Source organism: Bradyrhizobium sp. DOA9 (assembly GCF_000617845.2).
GTDB lineage: Bacteria > Pseudomonadota > Alphaproteobacteria > Rhizobiales > Xanthobacteraceae > Bradyrhizobium.
On sequence record NZ_DF820425.1, the window covers coordinates 433,807 to 453,436 of the forward strand.

A 19,630-nucleotide genomic window follows, 5' to 3' on the forward strand; every position below is an offset into this window, starting at 1 on the left:
TCCCAACCAATCCACGGCAGCACAGTCTGGTTTGAGTTTTTTGGCCTCGACGCGCCTCCATCGCGCGATGCGGCCGAAGCACTCTCATCAGACGTCATGTTGATGCGGTTCCCGTCGCTGGGACCGTTGGAGAGTGCCATGACTGAACGTATCCAGGAATTCCTGCGCAACCGCCGCAACGAAGGCCGCGACACCGAGCCGTGCCTCGTCGTCGACCTCGAGGTCGTGCGCGACAACTACCAGAGCTTCGCCAAGGCGCTGCCCGACAGCCGCGTGTTCTATGCCGTCAAGGCGAACCCGGCGCCGGAAGTGCTGGCTCTGCTCGCCTCCATGGGCTCCTGCTTCGACACCGCCACGGTCGCCGAGATCGAGATGGCGCTGGCTGCGGGTGCGACGCCCGACCGCATCTCCTTCGGCAACACGATCAAGAAGGAGCGCGACATCGCGCGCGCCTTTGCGCTCGGCATTCGCCTGTTCGCGGTCGATTGCGCGGCCGAGGTCGAGAAGGTCGCCCGCGCCGCCCCCGGTGCGAAGGTGTTCTGCCGCATCCTCTATGACTGCGCCGGCGCCGAGTGGCCGCTGTCGCGCAAGTTCGGCTGCGACCCGGAAATGGCGGTCGAGGTGCTCGACCTCGCCAAGCGCCTGGGCCTGGAGCCGTGCGGCATCTCCTTCCATGTCGGCTCGCAGCAGCGCAAGGTGAAGGCGTGGGACCGTGCGCTGGCGATGGCCTCGCAGGTGTTCCGCGACTGCGCCGAGCGCGGCATCAACCTGACCATGGTCAACATGGGCGGCGGCTTTCCGACCAAGTACCTGAAGGACGTGCCGCCGGTCGTGACCTACGGCCGCTCGATCTTCCGCGCGCTGCGCAAGCACTTCGGCAATCAGATCCCGGAGACCATCATCGAGCCGGGCCGCGGCATGGTGGGCAACGCCGGCGTCATCGAATCCGAGGTCGTGCTGATCTCGAAGAAGAGCGACGAGGACGAGGTGCGCTGGGTGTACCTGGACATCGGCAAGTTCGGCGGTCTCGCCGAGACCATGGACGAGTCGATCCGCTACGCCATCCGCACCCGTCACGACGGCGCGGACATGACCCCGTGCGTGCTCGCAGGTCCAACCTGCGACAGCGCCGACGTGCTGTACGAGAAGAACCCGTATCCGCTTCCCGTCACGCTCGAGATCGGCGACAAGGTGCTGATCGAGGGCACCGGGGCCTATACGTCGACCTACTCGTCGGTGGCGTTCAACGGCATCCCGCCGCTGCGCACGTATCACATCTGATCCGCCTCTCTGTTCTAGAGGCCTGACGAACCCGGGAGCCGGCTTGCCGGCTCCTCCCTCACATCTCGATTTCTGAAGACGTCTTGAACAGGCGTGCTGCGCGCACGCCGGTTCAAGCGAGGACTGATGTGCCATGACTGCTCCTCGGAAGCCGCAAGTTGCCTTCACCTCGAAAGCCGCTCCGTTCGTGATCCGTGCGGAACGTGCTGGAGACGTCGCGACGCGCGAAGCGCTGCTCGATGCCTGCTTTGGCGAGAACCGCCATGGCCGCACCTGCCAGCGCCTGCGCGACGGACGCACGCCCGCCGCAGGCCTCGCCCTGTCGGCGATGCGCGATGGCAAGCTCGTGGGAACCGTGCGGCTGTGGCATGTCAGCGCCGGAGGCAGGCCCGCTCTGGTCCTCGGACCGCTGGCGGTCGACCCTGCCTGCCGCGAGCTCGGGATCGGCGCCGCGCTGATGCAACATGCGCTGGCTGCCGCCCGGGCGCGCGGGCATGACGCCGTGATCCTGCTCGGCGATGCCCCCTATTACGCCCGCTTCGGCTTCTCGACGGAGAGGACCGCGGAGCTGTCGCTGCCGGGCCCGTTCGAGCGCGACCGCCTGCTGGCGATCGAGTTCACCGAGGGCGCGCTGGACGGCGCCGAAGGGATGATCGTCCCGACCGGCGCGGCCGTGCCCAAACGGAGGTCGGTTCGCGCGCCTGAGGCGCACGCGGCCTGAGGGATCGCCCCTGTAGCGACGACCGCCGCCGCATCGCGCGGCAGCGCCTGGCCGCGCCTGCGCCAGACCCGTTGCTTTGGGGTTGCGCAGGCGCCGGAAACGCCCTTTAACCCCGCGAAACACCCCCTCAGTCGAGGCCCACGACCGATGTCCCGTCGCCTGATCTCCACCGGCTCCCCGCTCGAGAAGACCGTCGGCTACAGCCGCGCCGTGATCGACGGCGATTTCGCCTTCGTCGCCGGAACCACCGGCTACGACTACACCACGATGACCATGCCGGCAGATGTCACGAGCCAGTCACGCAACTGCTTCAAGACCATCGCGGCCGCCCTGAAGGAGGGTGGATTCGAGATGGCCGATATCGTCCGTGCGACCTATTACGTGACCGACGCCAGCTATATCGATGCCCACTTCGCCGTCTGCGGCGAGGTCCTCGGCGACATCAGGCCGGCGGCGACCTTGCTGGTCGTCTCGGCGCTCGCCAGGCCGGAGATGAAGGTCGAGATCGAAGTCACCGCCAAGCGCCGCAGCGCTTGATCCCGTCCCACCCCTTCTGCCTACCAGCACGTTCCGGAGAAACCATCCCATGAGCCCTCCCTCGCAGATCTACGCGAAGATCACCGGCCCCATCGTCATGGTCGGCTTCGGCTCGATCGGCAAAGGCACGCTGCCCCTGATCGAGCGGCATCTCGATTACGACAAGTCGCGCATCACCGTGCTCGATCCCAAGGACGAGGGCCGCAAGGCGCTTTGCGAGAAGCACAATGTCCGCTTCATCCAGAAGGGCCTGACCAAGGACAATTACCGCGAGCTGCTGACCCCGCTGCTCACCGAGGGCGGCGGCCAGGGCTTCTGCGTCAACCTCTCGGTCGATACCGGCTCGACCGACATCATGGAGCTCTGCAACGAGCTCGGCGCGCTCTACATCGACACCGTCAACGAGCCCTGGCTCGGCTTCTATTTCGATTCCTCGAAGGGCCCCGAAGCGCGCTCCAATTACGCGTTGCGCGAAACGACGCTCGCCGCCAAGAAGGCCCGCCCGGCGGGCTCGACCACGGCGGTGTCCTGCTGCGGCGCCAATCCCGGCATGGTCTCGTTCTTCGTCAAGCAGGCGCTGCTGAACGTCGCGGCCGATCTGAAGCTCAACGCCCCCAGGCCGAAGACCAAGGGCGAATGGGCGGATTTGATGCGGCAAGCCGGCATCAAGGGCATCCACATCGCCGAGCGCGACACCCAGCGCTCGAAGAAGCCGAAGGAGCCCGACGTCTTCGTCAACACCTGGTCGGTAGAAGGTTTCCTGTCGGAAGGCATGCAGCCATCCGAGCTCGGCTGGGGCACCCATGAGAAATGGATGCCCGAGAATGCGCACACCCATGAAGCCGGCTGCGGCGCTGCCATCTATCTGATGCAGCCCGGCGCCAATACGCGCGTGCGCACCTGGTGCCCGACCCGCGGCGCCCAGTACGGCTTCCTCGTCACCCACAACGAGTCGATCTCGATCGCCGATTACTTCACCGTGCGCGACGCCTCGGGCAAGGCGGTCTACCGGCCGACCTGCCACTACGCCTACCACCCGGCCGACGATGCCGTGCTGTCGCTGCATGAAATGTTCGGCCGCGCCGGGAAGATGCAGGAGAAGCACCACATCCTCGAAGAGGACGAAATCATCGACGGCATCGACGAGCTCGGCGTGCTGCTGTTCGGTCATGACAAGAACGCGTACTGGTACGGCTCGCAGCTCTCGATCGAAGAGACCCGCGAGCTCGCACCCTATCAGAACGCCACCGCCCTGCAGGTGACCTCTGCCGTGCTCGGCGGCATGGTGTGGGCGCTGGAGAACCCGAACGAGGGCATCGTCGAAGCCGACGAGATGGATTTCGAGCGCCTGCTCGAAATTCAGCTGCCGTATCTCGGTCCGGTGAAAGGTTTTTATACCGACTGGACCCCGCTGACGGATCGTCCGGGACTGTTCCCGGAGGATATCGACACCAGCGATCCCTGGCAGTTCCGGAATATTCTGGTGCGGTGAGGCGGCACGCTGATAAAAACAGCGAAAACAACCCCATGCACAGTAGACAGCGCAATGGCACGCCCTTGCGCGCGTGGGGCAAAAAGACGAGTTCCGTCTACTGCTTGTCCTTGATCGGCGGCGCGATCTTCTCGGCCGGGGCCGGTGGCAGCGCGGGCTTGGCCGCGCCTGCCGCGCCCTGGGTCTGCGGATCGGGCCGCGCCGGCTCAGGTGCCGGCGTGGTCGGCCGGTCGCCGCCGGGTTTTGCCTCTGCGGGCGTCTTGTCCTGATCGCTGGACGGCGTGCCCTGGAGCGGGGGCGTTGCCTGTGCCAGCTGCATCCGGCTTTCAGCGCGGATTTGCGCCAGCGACAGCACCGACACCACGACGCCTGCCGCGAACATCGCAGCGCCGATTGTCAGGTTGAGCTTCAGTCTGCGCTTGTCATCTCGGCCGGGCATGTCGATCACCGCCTTTATCCACGGGGATCAACGAAACTGGGGCGCGCCGGTTCCGGAACCGAAGACGCGGGGAACCACCCGCTACGCGCCAAAACGCCGCGCTACTCCGTCGTGCTGACTTCCCAGGTTGCGTGTCGTACGCCCGGCAGATGCTGCAGATCGGTCGCCACCGCGTTCAGCTCGTTCGGGTCGACTGCGGTCGCGACCAGCCTGGCGGCGATCTCCAGAACGTCCTCGCTGATCTCGGCGACTTCGATGTCGGCCACCGCATATTTCGCTGCTTCGAGCTTGTCGACGAGGCGGTCGCGCATGTCGGGCAAGGCGTCGGCCGCAACCGCGAGCTTGAAATAGTAGGTCGCTTCCAGCGCCTTCTCGTTCAGCGGGATGCGGTTGATGGCGTTGACCAGCGGGCGCAGCATGGTGTTGCCGGCGATGACGAACACAGTCAGCGCGGCCGCCTGCGCGACCATGTCGGCGCCGGCGCAGGAGCCGACCGCGGCCGAGGCCCACAGCGTCGCCGCGGTGTTGAGGCCGCGCACGTCCATGCCCTGCTTCATGATGACGCCGGCCCCTAGGAAGCCGATGCCGGAAACGACGTAGGAGATCACCCGCACCGCGCCGTCGGCGCCGGTCAGGTGCATGGCGAGATCGACGAAGGCGGCCGCGCCCACCGCGACCAGCACGTTGGTGCGCAGCCCCGCGGTGCGCTGGCGGTATTGCCGTTCGGCGCCGATCAAGGTGCCCAGCACGAAGGCCGTGATCAGGCTGATCAGCGTGTCGGCGAAATCGGCAAGCTGAAAGGTCGTCAGAAATCGCATGGTCCCCTATACGGCGGGAACCATGACAGATCAAAGCTCGAGCAGACCGCCGTCCCCATTTTCATCGGCAAAGGCCAGCAGCGTACCTTTGGCGTTCCAGGCAAGCGCGGCCACGGGCGGCGTGCCGTTGCGGCGGACCAGAATCTCCGCGCCGTCCTCCATGCGGACCATCAGCACGGTGCCGTCGCTGTAACCGGCGGCGAGGATGTCGTTCCTGGGATGACAGGCGACCACGGAGACGCGCGCCTGCAGCGGCGCCAGCATCGCGGGCTCCTTGCCCATCGGACCGTCCTTGCTGCCGAACGGCCAGATGATCACGGTGTCGGCGCCCGAGGTCGCCAGCCCCTTGCCGCCCGCGCTCCACGACATCGAGCGGACGCGGCCGGGGTAGCCGGTCATGCGCATGTGCCTGTTGTCGGCGAGCCGCCAGCCGTGCAGCGCCGGTTCGTGCATCGCGGTGACCAGGAATTTGTTGTCGGGGCTGAAGGCGACCGCATGGTGCGAGCCGGCCCAGGGCAGGAATTCGGCCGATCCCGCCATGTTCGGAAACCACAGCGTCACGCCGTTGTAATGCGCGATTGCGAGCCGCAGGCCCTTCGGCGCGAAGGCGAGGCCGCCGACGGTCGAGGGCACGTCGATCGACTTCTCCTCGGCCTTGCCGCTCCTGACGGTCGCGGTCTTGCCGGCCGACCAGGCGAAGGCGCCGTCGGCGTGCAGCGCCACCGCGTCGATCCAGCGGCGCTTCGGGTCGGTGGCGAGCAGCGTCACCTCGCCCTTGGCATCGAGCGAGACGACCTTGCCGTCGTCGCCGCCCATCACGATGCGCTTGCCGTCGGATGCGGTCGAGAGAATGCCGCCGCTGTGCACGGCAACCGTGGTGATCTCGCAATTGCTATCAACGAATGCGACGGTCTCCTCGCCGCCGACGAAGGCGGCGCGCTCCTTGAGGAAATGCACAGAAGTCACGGCCATGCCGAGCGCGATGGGCTTGACGCGGTCGGTGACGGAAACGATCGAAGCGGACTCGGGCGCCGGCGTAAACTCTTTCATCACGAGACGATGCAGCTCTCAAAACCCTTGCGGATCGCCTCTTCGGGCAATTCGCGGCCGATGAAGACGAGGCGGCTCTCGCGCGGCTCGCCATCCTTCCATTTCCGCTGGTGGTTGCCCTCCAGCATCATGTGGACGCCCTGGAAGACATAGCGGTCGTCGTCGTCGTGGAAGGCGAGTATGCCCTTGGAGCGCAGGATCTTGCCGCCCTCGACCTGCACCAGGTTCTGCAGCCAGGGCATGAACACGTTCGGATCGAGCGGCTTGTCGGTCTTCAGCGAGAGCGACTGCATGTCCTCGTCGTGATAGTGCTTCAGGCCGTGACCGTGATCATGGTGATGATGGTCGTGGTCGTGATGGTGGTGATGATCATGGTCGTGGTCATGATCGTCGGCCTCCAGGAAATCCGGCTCGATGTCGAGGATGCGGTCGAGGTCGAAGGCGCCGCGGTCGAGCACGTCGGCCAGCGCCACCGCGCAGCGCTCGGTGCGATGCAGCTTCGCATAGGGGTTGATGCCGCGGATGCGGGCCTCGACCTCGGCGAGCTCGCCCTTGTTGACGAGGTCGGTCTTGTTCAGAACGATGACGTCGGCAAAGGCGATCTGGTTCTTGGCTTCAGGCGCATCCTTCAAGCGGTCCGACAGCCATTTGGCGTCGGCGACCGTCACGACCGCGTCGAGCCGCGCGTTCTTCTGCACGTCCTCGTCGACGAAGAAGGTCTGCGCGACGGGCGCGGGATCGGCAAGGCCAGTGGTCTCGACGATGATGGCGTCGAACTTGCCCTTGCGCTTCATCAGGCCGTCCATGATGCGGACGAGGTCGCCGCGCACGGTGCAGCAGATGCAGCCGTTGTTCATCTCGAACACTTCCTCGTCGGCGCCGATGATGAGGTCGTTGTCGATGCCGATCTCGCCGAATTCGTTGACGATGACGGCGTATTTCTTGCCGTGGTTCTCCGACAGGATGCGGTTGAGCAGCGTGGTCTTGCCGGCGCCGAGATAGCCGGTCAGCACGGTCACGGGAATTTTGGAGGCGGTCGCTTCAGACATAAGAACTCCGGGGTCGGCTGGTCGCGCGACGCGAGGCGGGGTGGCCCCTGCCTAATGGTCAAGCGCGCTGGTCAGGGCCTTTATATTGTGCCTGACCATGTCAATGTAAGTGGGTGCAGGCCCCTTTTCGCCGGTCAAACCGTCCGAAATCAGGGTCCCGCCGACCCTCGCCCCGGTCTCGGCGGCGATCCGCCGGATCAGGCGATCGTCGGTGATATTTTCAAGGAACACGGCCGGGATCCTCGCGGCCTTGATCTGGCCGATGATGGCGGCGATATCGCGCGCGCTCGGCTCGGTTTCGGTGGAGACGCCCAGGGGCGCGATGAACCGGATACCGTATTCGCTGGAGAAATAGCCGAAGGCATCATGGGTGGAGATCACCTTGCGCCGCTCGGCTGGGATTTTTGCGACGGCGTCGCGGACCTCGCGGTCCAGTGTTTCGAGCTTTTCCAGATAGGCCTTGGCCTGGGCGCGGAAGAACTCCGCATCGTCAGGAGCGGCCGTGGCGAGCGCGCTCGCAATGTCGGTGACGTAGATCCTGGCGTTGGGGATAGACTGCCAGGCGTGGGGATCAGCGGCCGAGCCAAGCTTCAGCGGCGCGATGCCGGCGCTCGCGGTGATCACCTTGGCCTTGCTCCCTGCGGATTGCACGAGGCGCGGCAGCCAGCCTTCGAGGCCGAGCCCGTTGACGATGACGAGCTTCGCCGCCGCGACCCGCTTCGCATCGCTCGGCGCCGGCGTATAGACGTGGACGTCGCTGTCGGGCCCTACCAGCGTCGTGACGCTGACCCGATCGCCGCCGACATTGCGGACGAAATCGCCGAGGATCGAGAAGCTCGCGACGACGTTGAGCCGCTCGGCGGCCTCAAGCGGCGAGGCGATCAGCAACATTGCACAAACCAGGATGAACCGCATCGTCATGCTTCCAGATGCCGGCCGGGAAACAGCTGCCGGACGATGCCGCCGACGCGGCCGAACAGAACCGAGATCAGGTAGATCACCGTCGCCACCAGAATGATCGCGGGGCCGGATGGCACGCGGGTCTGGAACGACAGCACGAGGCCGGCATAGCCCGAGACCGCGGCAGCAACGACGGCGATGCAGATCATGGAGGTGAGATCGCGCGACCAGAACCTTGCGATGCCCGCGGGCAGGATCATCAGGCCCACCGCCAGCAGCGTGCCCAGCGCCTGAAAACCGTTGACAAGGCTGATGACGACCAGCGCGAGGAAGGCGAGGTGAGCCGGGCCGCCGGCCCGGCTCACGGTGCGCAGGAACAGGGGATCGACGCTCTCGATCACCAGCGGACGGTAGATCACCGCGAGCACCAGCAGCGTCACCGTGGCGTTGAAGGCCACCACCAGCAGGGTCTGATCGTCCATCGCGAGGATGTTGCCGAACAAGACATGGAGCAGGTCGATATTGGTGCCCTTGATCGAGACGATGGTGACGCCGAGCGCGAGCGACGCGAGATAGAAGGTCGCGAGCGAAGCGTCCTCCTTCAGCCCGGTCGAGCGCGCGACCACTCCGGCGAGGATCGCGACCGCGAAGCCGGCGATCAGGCCGCCGGCTGTCATCGCGAACAGATTGAGGCCGGAGAGCAGGAAACCGATTGCGGCGCCGGGCAGAATCGCATGCGCCATGGCGTCGCCGACGAGGCTCATCCGGCGCAGCATCAGGAACACGCCGATCGGCGCGCCCGCCAGTGCCAACGCGATCACCGCGGCGAGCGCCCGCCGCATGAACTCGAATTCGGTGAACGGACCGATCAGCGCGCCATAGAGCATCGGAAATCAGGCCGCCCGCGAGCTGACATCATCGGCCGCGCAGGCGGCTGCGCTGTCGTCGAAGGCCTCGCACATCCGCATCGCGACCAGCAGATTTTCGGGCGTCAGCACCTCCGCCGTCGGGCCCCACGCGACCGGGCCGCGCGCCAGCACCAGCGTTTCGGTGAAATGGTTGCGCACCATCTCCATGTCGTGCAGCGCGGCAAGCACGGTGCGGCCCTCGCCGTGCCAGCGCTTCACCAGCGCGAGCAGATCGGTGGTGGTCTTGCTGTCGATGGCGTTGAACGGCTCGTCCAGCACGATCAGGCGCGCGTCCTGAAGCAGCACCCGCGCGAACAGCACGCGCTGCATCTGGCCGCCGGAGAGCGTGCCGATCGGGCGGTTCTCGAAACCGCTGAGGCCAACGGCTCCGATCGCGCGGAGAATCTTGTCGCGCGCGGCCTTGCCGATGCCGCCGAACAGGCCTGTGCCACGCCACAGCCCGGTGCCGATGAAATCGAACACCGAGATCGGGAAGCTGCGGTCGATCTCCGCGCTCTGCGGCAGATAGGCGATGTCGCGGGCGTCGAGCCCGCCGAGATGGATCGTCCCGTCGAGCGGCCTCAGGATGCCGACGATGCCGCGCAGCAGCGTCGATTTGCCGGCGCCGTTGGGGCCGATCACCGCAACCAGCGCGCCCGGCGCGACCTCGCCGCTGAGATGATGCACGGCCGGATGCCGGTCATAGCCGAGCGTGACGTTGTGGAAATGCAGCGCTGCCATCGTCACCTCATCGCCAGCAAGACGATCCCCCAGAGCACGGCACAGACCGCGAGCGCGGCCGCGAGACGGCCCGCAACGGTCATGCGCAGGATCGACCAGGGCGCGGCCTGGGCCGGATGCGGCGAGGCCGCATCGTGGACATGAGCATGTGCACGGGCATGGGCGTGATCGTGCCCGTGCGAATGCCCGTGGCCGTGACCATGGGAATGGCCATGGGCATGGTCGTGCTGGTGGGCGTGGGGCGCGACGGGAGCCATTTGTGGACGTTATATTATAACATTACGCCTGTCCACGGCCGGGGCCAACGTCATTCCGGGGCGATGCGCAGCATCGAACTATGGTGCGCAATTGCGCAGCTGAGAATCTCCGGATTCCGGGTTCGGCTTCGCCGCCCCGGAATGACGGTCCCTCGCCTCAGGGCTTGCCGATCACCATGGCGATCGCCGCCGCCACGAACGGAAACGGCACAGAGACGGCGCAGCGGAACCAGACGAAACGGGCGGGCATGAACGGGATCTCCCACAGGATTACCCGCTGGAAGGCGAACAGCGCCCAGGCGACGACATAGGCGACCACCTGCGGCACCCCGCCGCCCGACTTCAGCGCGACCGTGCCGATGGAAAAGCCGACCACAGGGCCGCCCGGCGTGGCGGCGCCGGCGACGACGGCAGTGGCAACCCCGAGCCAGCCGCTATCCGGGCCGAGCCAGCCGGTGATCACCTCCTGCGGGATGATGGCGGCGATATAGCCGGAGCCGATCACGCCCAGCGCGATCCGCGGCACGATGTTGACGAAGTCCATCGTGCCCTCGCGCAAGGAGGCCTTGAACACCGGCGGGCCGCGGCGAAAGGCGATCAGCCCGACGCCGAGCACCGAGCCCCACAACAGGATGTCGATCAGGAGCGCTGCGCTCAACTCTCGTCGTCCTTCGCGAGCGGCTTCGGATACAGCCTGGTGTAGACGAAGCGGCCGAGGGCGCCGGCGAGCACCGGCAGCGGCAGCGAGATCAAAATCCGCCACAGCGTGAAATCGGTGCCCATGATCGGGATTTCCCAGGCGACCGCCCGGCCGTAGCCGATCAGGGTCCAGCTCACGACCATGGCGATGGTGGCGCCGAAATCGGCGCCGACCGCGAGCAGCGCGCTCGCCACCGGATAGGCGGTGAAGGGGCCGCCGGGCAGGATTGCGCCGAAGGCGGTGCCGATCAAAAGGCCCATCAGGCCGGATTTCGGCCCGAGCGAGCGCGAGACTTTCTCGTGCGGCAGGATTTCCGAGATGAAGGCCCCTAACAGGCAGCCGGCGAGCACGCGCGGCAGGATGCCCGAGAACAGCGAGAGATCGTGGGTGAGAATGTCCAGAACACCGTCGGTGCCGTCCCGCCGCCAGACCAGGGCCGCACTCACCGCCACCAGACCTGCAATGATGATGGTGGACCAGCCGATCGGCTTGCGGACCCGGCCCGGCCGCGGCTCGGATTCCGCGTCGCCGACGGGCGCCGGATTGTTCGGGGAAGGTTCTGACAAGGGGTGTGGAGCGGCTCAAGGGTGATGCCCGTCCTGATTAAGGGCGGTGTTCTCCCGATGCAAACGGTGTGATGACAGACCAATGCGCGCGCCGCGCAGGGCAATTCCGCACAGCAAAAAAGGCGGTCGCGTCTGCGACCGCCTTTGTTTCCGTCATTCCGGGGCGGCGCGTCAGCGCCGAGCCCGGAATCCATCGGGGGTCACCCGAGCGGACAAATGGATTCCGGGCTCGCGCTTCGCGCGCCCCGGAATGACATCGTCACGCCTTCTCGAACAGGGACTCCACGTATTCCCAGTTCACGAGGTTCTCGACGAAGGCCTTGAGATAATCGGGGCGGCGGTTGCGATAGTCGATGTAGTAGGAGTGCTCCCAGACGTCGACGCCGAGGATCGGGGTGGCGCCGTGCACCAGCGGATTCTCGCCGTTCGGGGTCTTGGAGATCTCGAGCTTGCCGTTCTTGACCTGGAGCCAGGCCCAGCCGGAGCCGAACTGGCCGACGCCGGCCGCCTGGAAGTCCGCCTTGAACTTCTCGAAGCCGCCGAGGTCCTCGTTGATCTTCTTCTCGATCTTGCCCGGCAGCTTGGTGCCGCCGCCATTGGGCTTCATCCAGTTCCAGAAGTGGATGTGGTTGTAGTGCTGGCCGGCGTTGTTGAACACCGCGGGGTTCTTGCCGAACGAGCCCTTGACGATCTCTTCAAGGGACTTGCCTTCCCATTCGGTCCCCTTGAGCGCGTTGTTGCCGTTGGTGACGTAGGCCTGATGATGCTTGTCGTGGTGATATTCCAGCGTCTCCTTCGACATGTACTGGCCGAGGGCGTCATAGGCGTAAGGAAGTGGGGGCAGCGTAAAGGTCATGGCTTCTTGTCCGCAACTGGTGGGGAACGAGTTCTAACGGTCACCCCTTATAGAAGGTTCCGCCGCCATTAAATACCTCAGAATTTGCGAAAAGGCGTGACGCGAACGCGCCCTGACTGAATGCACAAATTCGCCGCAACCGGCCGGCGTCGATCAGACCTGCGGTTTGTCGTAAAATATCATTGCCTTTGAAGCGCTTAAGACAGAACAAACGCGCCGCGAAGCGGAGCTGTGAAGGACCACGCGATGAGCATCGAGATCGACATATTGAACGGCGACGCCTCATGGCCGATTGCCGAGCCGCTGCATCAGGCGGTCTGGGGACCGCAATTGATCGCGGGCAAGCCCTGGGCTCACGTCAAATGGGCCAATGCCGACCTCCGCGTGCTGATCGAGACACCCGAGGACGGTCTCGTCTGCCATGTCGGCATCTACTTCCGCACCATCACCTGGAACGGACAGAAGGTTCACGTCGGCGGCATCGGCGGCGTCTGCACGCGGGAAGACCAGCGCGGCCGTGGCTATGCAACCACGGCGATCGAGGCAGCGGTGCATACGATCCGCGCCAACGAGGCGGTCCGTTTCGCGCTGCTGGTCTGCGAGCCGCACAACGCCGCCTTCTACGCGGCCCGGAGCTGGCTGCCCTTCAATGGCGAGGTCTATTGCGAGCAGCCACAGGGGCGGATCCGGTTCACCTACATGGCGCCCTACGTCTTCAACATCGTGCGCGCGCCGACGCTGGGCACCATCGACCTATGCGGCCTGCCGTGGTGAGCCCTGCGTGAGCCAGGGCTGCGCCCGCCGCCTCGTTCTCTTATAATATGTCGGTCATCATTTAATTCCGCCCGGTGAACATGACGATCGACGCCCCTTTGGATGCCGTCCCGCCGGTTGCGCCGGTCGCCTCCCCCATCGCCAGCCTCCTGACCGCGCCGATCCTGCCGACGCTGCTGCGGCTTGCGATCCCCAACATGATCGCGATGGTGGGCAGCACGCTCGTTGCAGTGGCCGAGACCTCCTATATCGGCCGGCTCGGCACCATTCCGCTCGCGGCGATCGCGCTGGTGTTTCCGTTCGCGATGCTGACGCAGATGATGAGCGCCGGTGCGATGGGCGGCGGCGTCTCCTCCGCGATCAGCCGCGCGCTCGGCGCAGGGGATCGCGACCGCGCCGCGACGCTGGCGCTGCATGCCGCCATCATCGGTCTTTGCGGCGGACTGTTCTTCACAGTGACGATGCTCGCCTTCGGCCGCTCCTTCTTCGCGCTGCTCGGCGGACGCGAGCGCGTGCTCGAGGAGGCCAGCGGTTATTCGCAGGTGCTATTCTCCGGCGCGGTCGCGATCTGGCTGGTCAACACGCTGGCCTCGGTGATCCGCGGCACCGGCGACATGCGCCTGCCTTCGATGATTCTGATCGGAGCGAGCGTGCTCCAGATCGTGCTCGGCGGCACGCTGGGGCTCGGCCTGTTCGGCGTTCCGCAATTCGGCATGCCGGGCGTGGCGAGCGGTCAGCTGATCGCGTTCAGCTGCGCCGCGCTGTTCTTGCTTTGGTATCTCCTGTCCGGCCGCAGCCGGTTGCCGCTCGATCTTCGCGCTTTCCATTTCGAGCGCGCGATGTTCCTGGACATTCTCAAAGTGGGCGCGGTGGCCTGCCTGTCGCCGCTGCAGACCGTGCTCACCATCCTGATCTTCACGAAAATCCTCGCGACCTTCGGCACCGAGATGCTGGCCGGCTACGGCATCGGCTCGCGGCTGGAATTTCTGCTGATCCCGATCACCTTCGCCTTCGGCATCGCCTCGGTGCCGATGGTCGGCATGGCGATCGGTGCCGGACACGTGAAGCGCGCGCGGCGCGTGGCCTGGACCGCGGCTGCGGCCTCCGGACTCACGGTCGGCCTGATCGGCCTCATCGTTGCGCTCGCGCCGTCGCTGTGGGTCGGGCTGTTCACGCGCGATCCCGGCGTCACCGCCGCCGCGCACAGCTATTTCCACTGGGCAGGTCCGGCTTTCGTGTTCTTCGGCATCGGCGTGTCGCTTTACTTCTCCTCGCAAGGCGCCGCACGCGTCGGCGGTCCCGTGCTCGCCTCCACGGCACGGCTTCTGATCGTCGCGATCGGCGGCATCGGACTGATGACCGCGCAGGCGCCGGCCTGGACCCTGTTCGCGCTGGTCGGCGGCGCCATGGTCGTGTTCGGGCTCTCGACCGCCGCCTCGGTCGCTTTCGCGCGTTGGGGCAAATGATCGCAGGCAGATAAGCTCAGAAATGTGATTCCATCGGGCGTTGCACGCGCTCGATTTGCTGCTATGGAGGCGCCTCCATTCCAGGGCTCCTCTCCATGACATTCAGATTCGCCGCTCTCACCGTCATTCTGGCTGCGCTGATCGGTGCGCCTTCCGCCCATGCGCAGAGCGCCGAAGGGACCTGGCTCACCCAGGCGGGCGACGCGCGGGTCAAGATCGGCAAATGCGGCGGCGGCATCTGCGGCCACATCGTCTGGCTGCGCGAGCCCATGGACACCACAACCGGCCAGCCCGCCACCGACAGCAAGAATCCCAATCCCGCGCTCGCTAGGCGTCCGATGATCGGCCTGCCATTGTTCAGCGGCATGGAGCCGGCGGGACCGGGCAAATGGGCGGGCCAGATCTACAATGCCGACGACGGCGGCACTTATGCGAGCAGCATCAGCCTGACTGGCGCGGACGCGCTGCGGGTCGAAGGCTGCGTCGGCGCGCTCTGCGGCGGCGAGACCTGGACGCGCGCGGGGCGCTAACCCGCTGCCATCATCGCCTTCAACGCCGTCGCCGCCGAGGCATAGCCGCCGCGCGCGCCGTCGATGAAATGGACGTGATCGCTGCGCAGCGCCGACGGCGCGAAGCAGGTCATCATCGCAGCGTCCTGCTGGTAGAGGCCGTAGCGCACGCTGCCCTCGCGCGCGGCGGCCGCCAGACGATCGCTCAACGCGCGCGCGAGCTGCGGCGTGCAGTCCAGAATCATGCGCAGGCCGTCGTCATATTTGCGGAAGTCCGAGTTCTCGACCACCTGGCGCTTGTAGAGGCTGGGCACGAAGCCGCCGATCTTGATGTCGAAGCGCATGATGAGATAGGCGAACAGCGTATAGGCCAGCACGCTGGCTCTGCGCGCGAGCAGCGGCCCCCCGCGCCTGGTGCGGGCCTCGAATTCCACGCCCTGCGGCGGCCATTTCAGCGGCGGCCCCTGCGCCGGCACCGGGCGGCCGCCGTCCGGGCTGCGCTCGACGAGATGGATGATGTCCTCGATCACCTTGCGGAAGGCCACCTGATCGACGCCGCGCGCTGGCATCACCAGCACCGACAGGATCAGGCCGCGCGCCGCCGGCATCACCTCGAAACGGCACGACAGGCCCGAGAGGTCCGGCTGCGTGCCGGCGGGCGCCTCCTCGACGGCGAATTCGCCGCGCTTCATCGCGGCGTCCGCCCAGGCGAGCCCGCCACCCGAGAACATCGCATAGGACAGGTTGGCCGACGGCCCGAACCGGGCGACGCGCACGTCGAGGCCCTGTGCGCGAATGGCGCTGACCGGCACCAAGGCGATGCGCATGGTCAGATCGAGGTCTTCCCGCACCCAGGTCGCGGTCGCAGCCAGCGCCTCGCGGGCAAGTTCGACATCGTCAGGCGCCACCGCGAAGCTGGCGCCGTCGCCGCCGAACACGAAGGGAAATTCCCGCCCTTGCAGCGCATTGGTCACCGCTGCGATCACGGCGGCGCCGGCCATGTTCACGGCCTTGTAGCGCTGCGCCGCGATCGCCTTGGTCGAATCGACGATATCGGCAACACCGACGCTCCAGTCGTCCGGCAGCGGCGCATAGAGCGCAGGGTCCATCAGGCTGGTGAAGCCTCGGAAGACGGGAATGCCGCCATAGAAGGGCTCGCCTGAGCTCATCGCAATTGCCGGATGGTTGGACTACGAAGCAAGATACGCGGCGGGATCGATCCGGGTTCGCGGGCCGGCGCCCCGTTTTGATCATTGGCCGAAACCGGCCCGGACAACAAGATGCGGCCGCATTGCAATGCCGGGGCGGGATCATTGATCGGCATCAAACGACCGCCCGGGGAGAGCGGCTATCGTCGGTCGGCTTCAAGGGGTTGCATGGGAAAATCGAGGTGTCCGACTTCAGCAGCAAGGACTCCGCCTCTTCGGTCCGCAGACGCACCGGCGTCGAGCCGATCAGTGCTGTCAAGATGCCGGAACGGTTGACGGAGGCCGTCGATGCCTGGGCTGAAGCTCACCGCTTGACCCGCTCGGATGCGATCTGCCAGCTGATCGAGCTGGGCTTGAAGACGGCGCTCCCGGTCTCTGCGCCAGCGCACCCGATCGCATCGGACGCCACCAAGATCGAAGAGATCGCAGTGCATGAGATCGAGTCGCTGCTCGATCCTGCATTGCCTGCAGACGAGCGCGAGCGCCGCATCCGCCGTCTCACCGAAGGACCGCCGGAATTTTCACACGAACGTAAGGACCTGCCGAAGCAGCGGCCGTGAGTCGTTAGACTAATGCAGCTTCTCGTCCTGCCGCTTGCGCAGCCGAGATGCAGGGACGTCGTGGCAGCCGACCAGACGCACGAATTGCTGCGGATACGCCTCGTGGCCGTGATCGCCGGAATTCTGATGCGACATCGGCGGACAGCGAACCTCGTCCGGCTTCACGCGCACCGGCTCCGTCAGGGCCCGACTTGAAGCGGTCATGTTTGAAGCGGCCATCGACTGCTCCCCTTCAATTAGGGCAGATCGATTGTCGTAACTCAATCGATTGCGGGGCATCTTACGACCAAATCCGGCTCGCTGTCATTGCGCCCGATCAACGCAATTGTGGCAGCCGGGTTCCGCCTACGCCGTGTTCCCGGCATCGACGGTGAACACGGTGCCGGTGACGTTGCGGCCGCCGTCGCCCAGAAGGTATTCCACCATGCGCGCGACGTCATCCGTCTCCGGCAGCCGGCGCAGCGCGCTGCGACTGGCGATGCGCTTGCGGCCCTCCTCGGAGAGATTGTGGGTGAGCTCGGTGTCGATGAAGCCGGGCGCGATCGCATTCACCGTGATGCCGAGCTTGCCGACCTCGCGCGCGAGCGAGCGGGTGAAGCCGGTCGCGGCCGCCTTGGTCGCGCCGTAGACGGACAGACCATTATAGCCTGTCGTCGCGATGATCGAGGAGATGTTGATGATGCGCCCGGTGCCGTCGGCCATCATCTGCCGGGCCACATATTTGGTGAGGATGATCGGCGACAGCACGTTGAGCTGCACCAGCGCCTCGATCTCGGTATTGTGCATGGTAGCGAGCAGGCCTTCGGTGCCGAGACCGGCATTGTTGACGAGACCGTAGATCGGGCCGAATTCGTCGCGGACGAGCTTTGCGAAGGCCGGAATCGCATCGATCACGGCAAGATCGCAGGCGCGGAAATGCAGGCGCCCGTCCGCGGCAGCGATGGCCGCCTTGAGCTCGTCGCTTTCGCGCCGCGCCGCCGCGATGACGTTGAAGCCGGCGGCGACCAGGCGCTTGCCGATCGCGAGCCCGATGCCGCGGCTGCCGCCGGTGACGAGAACGTTATGCATCGGTGCGCGCCAGTTTTCCGGCCGGGGTGACGTCGAGCGCCTCGACGAAGCGGAGCACCGCCGGCACCTTGTGGGATGCGAGCTGGGCGCGGCACAGAGCCAGGATCTGGTCGCGGATCTCTTTCGCGCGCGCCGGATCGGTGCCCTCAGCCAGGATCACGTCCGCGACGACGATGCCGCCGGTGATCGGGCTCTTGCGCGACTTCGCGCGCGACATCCGCACGTCGGGATGGCGGTTGATCACCGCCTCGATCTCCTCGGGGTGGACCTTCAGCCCACCGATATTGATGATGCCGCCGCGGCGGCCGACGAAATAATAGCGGTCGCCGCGCAGCTCGACGATGTCGCCGCTGTCGACGAACCCGTCGTCGTCGGTGAGCGCGGAGGCGTTGCGGCCGATATAGGCATGGGCCGTGCGCGCCGAGCGGATGCGCAGCGAGCCGTCGACGACTTTCATCTCGACGCCGTTGCGGTTGCCGAGATAGGCGGCCGGAAAGCCTTCCAGGCCGTCATTGACGGCGAAGCCGACGCCGGCCTCGGTCGAGGCATAGGCATGGCCGACGGAGGCATGGGGGAATGCCGCCTTCAGGCCGTCGAGCACGGCCTGGTCGGCGATCTCGCCGGAGAGGCGGACGTAAGCCGGGGCGAACTGCGCCGCCGAGCCGCTCATCAGGAGCTTGCGCCAGTGCGAGGGCGTGCCGGAGATATGCGAGACATTGCGCGCCATCAGCCGCGCGACGTGATCGGCCAGCGCCTCATGGGGATCGGACAGCACCAACGAGCCGCCGGAGAGGATGGCGCGGAGAAAGATCTGCAGGCCGCCATAGCGGCGGATGTCGTAGAACGTCGCCCACACCGGCGCCGGACCACGCGATGGGCCTTCGGCGACGATCGCGCCGGTCAGCGCTTCCAGCGTATGGCCGGCGATCTTCGGCACGCCCGAGGTGCCCGAGGTGAGCATCAGCCATTCGGTGGCGCGCTCGGTCCTGGCCGGCGCGGTGGCCTGCAGCGGCAATTGTGCGGTGACGACCAGCGACACGCCGGAAGCAGCCCAGCGATCGGGCTCGTCGGTCACCACCGCATCGATCCCGGCGTCCGCAATCAATGCGTCGAGATGCGCCGGATTGAGGTCCGGCGGACACAGCAGCATGCGGCGGGCGATGCCGTCGAGCTCGATCATGGCAAGGCCGGACCGGAGCTGGTCCGACAGCTTGAGCAGCACGGCGCGGCCGGACAATTCGTGCAGCCGGCCGCCCAGAACCGTGTGCGACAGGATGTCGGTCAGCGACACGACATCGTGCGCATCGGAGATGGTGCGGCCTTTCAGCTCCGCGCCGAGATGGTCGCGAAGCGCAAAGATCTCACGCGGGGACATTTTCGTAGGCCCGCACGAAATCGCCCACGGTGGCGGGGAACGCTGCGTCCTCGGAAATGGTGAAGGGGTCGACGCCGGTCTCGTCCTCGAGGCGCGCGACCAGAATCGCGAAGGCGAGCGAGTCGAAGCCCGTCTCGTGCAGGGACAGATCGTCCGACAGGACGGGAAGCGTGACGTGCTGCTCCTTGGCGATCTGCTGGATGGCTTCGATGACCTTTGACCTTACCGACATGGCTGGCTCGCTTTTCATTATCAATTCGTGTTGCGGCGGCTCTTGCTGACCGCCTCCCATGGCGGCCTGTTTACCCGACAGAAGTAAATGGCTTCTTGGACAATTCAGATAAAATTGGACCTA

At 66.1% G+C, this 19,630-nt stretch carries 23 protein-coding genes and 1 pseudogene; 8 read left to right on the forward strand and 16 right to left on the reverse strand.

Annotated features, from left to right (window positions below; genetic code table 11):
• The first annotated feature begins 138 nt into the window (after positions 1–138).
• The 4 genes from BDOA9_RS01925 (at position 139) to BDOA9_RS01940 (ending at position 4,031) form a co-directional block, all read left to right on the forward strand.
• Positions 139–1,281, forward strand: coding sequence for a type III PLP-dependent enzyme (locus tag BDOA9_RS01925; RefSeq protein WP_025032262.1), 1,143 nt, complete (start codon positions 139–141; stop codon positions 1,279–1,281).
• A gap of 133 nt (positions 1,282–1,414) precedes the next feature.
• Positions 1,415–2,002, forward strand: coding sequence for a GNAT family N-acetyltransferase (locus tag BDOA9_RS01930; RefSeq protein WP_025032263.1), 588 nt, complete (start codon positions 1,415–1,417; stop codon positions 2,000–2,002).
• A 147-nt stretch (positions 2,003–2,149) separates the two neighbouring features.
• Positions 2,150–2,539, forward strand: coding sequence for a RidA family protein (locus tag BDOA9_RS01935; RefSeq protein ID WP_025032264.1), 390 nt, complete (start codon positions 2,150–2,152; stop codon positions 2,537–2,539).
• A 49-nt stretch (positions 2,540–2,588) separates the two neighbouring features.
• Positions 2,589–4,031 carry a homospermidine synthase gene (locus BDOA9_RS01940; protein WP_025032265.1) on the forward strand — a complete coding sequence of 481 codons (1,443 nt, stop codon included), beginning with the start codon at positions 2,589–2,591 and terminating at the stop codon, positions 4,029–4,031.
• A gap of 97 nt (positions 4,032–4,128) precedes the next feature.
• On the opposite strand, the gene BDOA9_RS38715 is transcribed toward BDOA9_RS01940, so the two are convergent.
• From BDOA9_RS38715 to BDOA9_RS01995, 11 genes are all read right to left on the reverse strand, one after another.
• Positions 4,129–4,470: a hypothetical protein gene (locus tag BDOA9_RS38715; RefSeq protein ID WP_025032266.1), complete on the reverse strand. Its 342-nt coding sequence runs from the start codon at positions 4,468–4,470 to the stop codon at positions 4,129–4,131.
• 101 nt (positions 4,471–4,571) lie between these two features.
• On the reverse strand, positions 4,572–5,288 hold the full coding sequence (locus tag BDOA9_RS01950; protein ID WP_025032267.1) for an MgtC/SapB family protein: 717 nt from the start codon (positions 5,286–5,288) through the stop codon (positions 4,572–4,574).
• A gap of 30 nt (positions 5,289–5,318) precedes the next feature.
• Positions 5,319–6,338, reverse strand: coding sequence for a WD40 repeat domain-containing protein (locus tag BDOA9_RS01955; RefSeq protein WP_025032268.1), 1,020 nt, complete (start codon positions 6,336–6,338; stop codon positions 5,319–5,321).
• Positions 6,338–7,387 carry a CobW family GTP-binding protein gene (locus BDOA9_RS01960; protein WP_025032269.1) on the reverse strand — a complete coding sequence of 350 codons (1,050 nt, stop codon included), beginning with the start codon at positions 7,385–7,387 and terminating at the stop codon, positions 6,338–6,340. The genes BDOA9_RS01955 and BDOA9_RS01960 overlap by 1 nt, the downstream gene beginning before the upstream one ends.
• A gap of 51 nt (positions 7,388–7,438) precedes the next feature.
• Entirely contained in the window at positions 7,439–8,302 is an 864-nt protein-coding gene (locus BDOA9_RS01965) for a metal ABC transporter substrate-binding protein (protein WP_025032270.1), read from the reverse strand.
• Positions 8,303–8,304: 2 nt separating this feature from the next.
• Positions 8,305–9,174, reverse strand: coding sequence for a metal ABC transporter permease (locus BDOA9_RS01970; protein WP_025032271.1), 870 nt, complete (start codon positions 9,172–9,174; stop codon positions 8,305–8,307).
• 6 nt (positions 9,175–9,180) lie between these two features.
• Positions 9,181–9,936, reverse strand: a complete 756-nt coding sequence (locus tag BDOA9_RS01975) for a metal ABC transporter ATP-binding protein (protein ID WP_025032272.1) — start codon at positions 9,934–9,936, stop codon at positions 9,181–9,183.
• Between the two features lie 2 nt (positions 9,937–9,938).
• The gene (locus BDOA9_RS01980) at positions 9,939–10,193 is read right to left on the reverse strand and encodes a hypothetical protein (RefSeq protein ID WP_025032273.1); all 255 of its coding nucleotides are present in this window, start codon (positions 10,191–10,193) and stop codon (positions 9,939–9,941) included.
• Between the two features lie 157 nt (positions 10,194–10,350).
• Positions 10,351–10,851 (reverse strand): hypothetical protein, encoded by a 501-nt coding sequence (locus tag BDOA9_RS01985; protein WP_025032274.1) that lies wholly within the window; start codon positions 10,849–10,851, stop codon positions 10,351–10,353.
• Entirely contained in the window at positions 10,848–11,459 is a 612-nt protein-coding gene (locus BDOA9_RS01990; RefSeq protein ID WP_025032275.1) for a permease, read from the reverse strand. The genes BDOA9_RS01985 and BDOA9_RS01990 overlap by 4 nt, the downstream gene beginning before the upstream one ends.
• A gap of 259 nt (positions 11,460–11,718) precedes the next feature.
• Positions 11,719–12,315 carry a superoxide dismutase gene (locus tag BDOA9_RS01995; protein ID WP_025032276.1) on the reverse strand — a complete coding sequence of 199 codons (597 nt, stop codon included), beginning with the start codon at positions 12,313–12,315 and terminating at the stop codon, positions 11,719–11,721.
• A gap of 246 nt (positions 12,316–12,561) precedes the next feature.
• Between BDOA9_RS01995 and BDOA9_RS02000 the strand changes: the two genes are divergently transcribed.
• From BDOA9_RS02000 to BDOA9_RS02010, 3 genes are all read left to right on the forward strand, one after another.
• A complete protein-coding gene (locus tag BDOA9_RS02000; RefSeq protein WP_025032277.1) occupies positions 12,562–13,089 on the forward strand; it encodes a GNAT family N-acetyltransferase in 528 nt (175 codons plus the stop codon).
• A gap of 80 nt (positions 13,090–13,169) precedes the next feature.
• Entirely contained in the window at positions 13,170–14,555 is a 1,386-nt protein-coding gene (locus BDOA9_RS02005) for an MATE family efflux transporter (RefSeq protein WP_025032278.1), read from the forward strand.
• Between the two features lie 95 nt (positions 14,556–14,650).
• On the forward strand, positions 14,651–15,085 hold the full coding sequence (locus BDOA9_RS02010) for a DUF2147 domain-containing protein (protein ID WP_025032279.1): 435 nt from the start codon (positions 14,651–14,653) through the stop codon (positions 15,083–15,085).
• Here the strand turns inward: BDOA9_RS02010 and BDOA9_RS02015 are convergent.
• A complete protein-coding gene (locus BDOA9_RS02015) occupies positions 15,082–16,233 on the reverse strand; it encodes a DUF3095 domain-containing protein (protein WP_025032280.1) in 1,152 nt (383 codons plus the stop codon). The two genes, BDOA9_RS02010 and BDOA9_RS02015, sit on opposite strands and share 4 nt — an antisense overlap.
• A 144-nt stretch (positions 16,234–16,377) precedes the next feature.
• Between BDOA9_RS02015 and BDOA9_RS02020 the strand changes: the two are divergent.
• A pseudogene (locus BDOA9_RS02020) lies at positions 16,378–16,832 on the forward strand (hypothetical protein).
• 9 nt (positions 16,833–16,841) lie between these two features.
• Here BDOA9_RS02020 and BDOA9_RS02025 read toward each other — a convergent pair.
• The 4 genes from BDOA9_RS02025 to BDOA9_RS02040 form a co-directional block, all read right to left on the reverse strand.
• Positions 16,842–17,051 (reverse strand): hypothetical protein, encoded by a 210-nt coding sequence (locus BDOA9_RS02025; RefSeq protein WP_025032282.1) that lies wholly within the window; start codon positions 17,049–17,051, stop codon positions 16,842–16,844.
• Positions 17,052–17,177: 126 nt separating this feature from the next.
• Positions 17,178–17,900: an SDR family NAD(P)-dependent oxidoreductase gene (locus tag BDOA9_RS02030; protein ID WP_025032283.1), complete on the reverse strand. Its 723-nt coding sequence runs from the start codon at positions 17,898–17,900 to the stop codon at positions 17,178–17,180.
• A complete protein-coding gene (locus BDOA9_RS02035) occupies positions 17,893–19,275 on the reverse strand; it encodes a class I adenylate-forming enzyme family protein (protein ID WP_025032284.1) in 1,383 nt (460 codons plus the stop codon). Before BDOA9_RS02035 ends, BDOA9_RS02030 begins: the two co-directional genes overlap by 8 nt.
• Positions 19,262–19,507: an acyl carrier protein gene (locus BDOA9_RS02040; RefSeq protein ID WP_025032285.1), complete on the reverse strand. Its 246-nt coding sequence runs from the start codon at positions 19,505–19,507 to the stop codon at positions 19,262–19,264. The genes BDOA9_RS02035 and BDOA9_RS02040 overlap by 14 nt, the downstream gene beginning before the upstream one ends.
• Positions 19,508–19,630 lie beyond the last annotated feature (123 nt).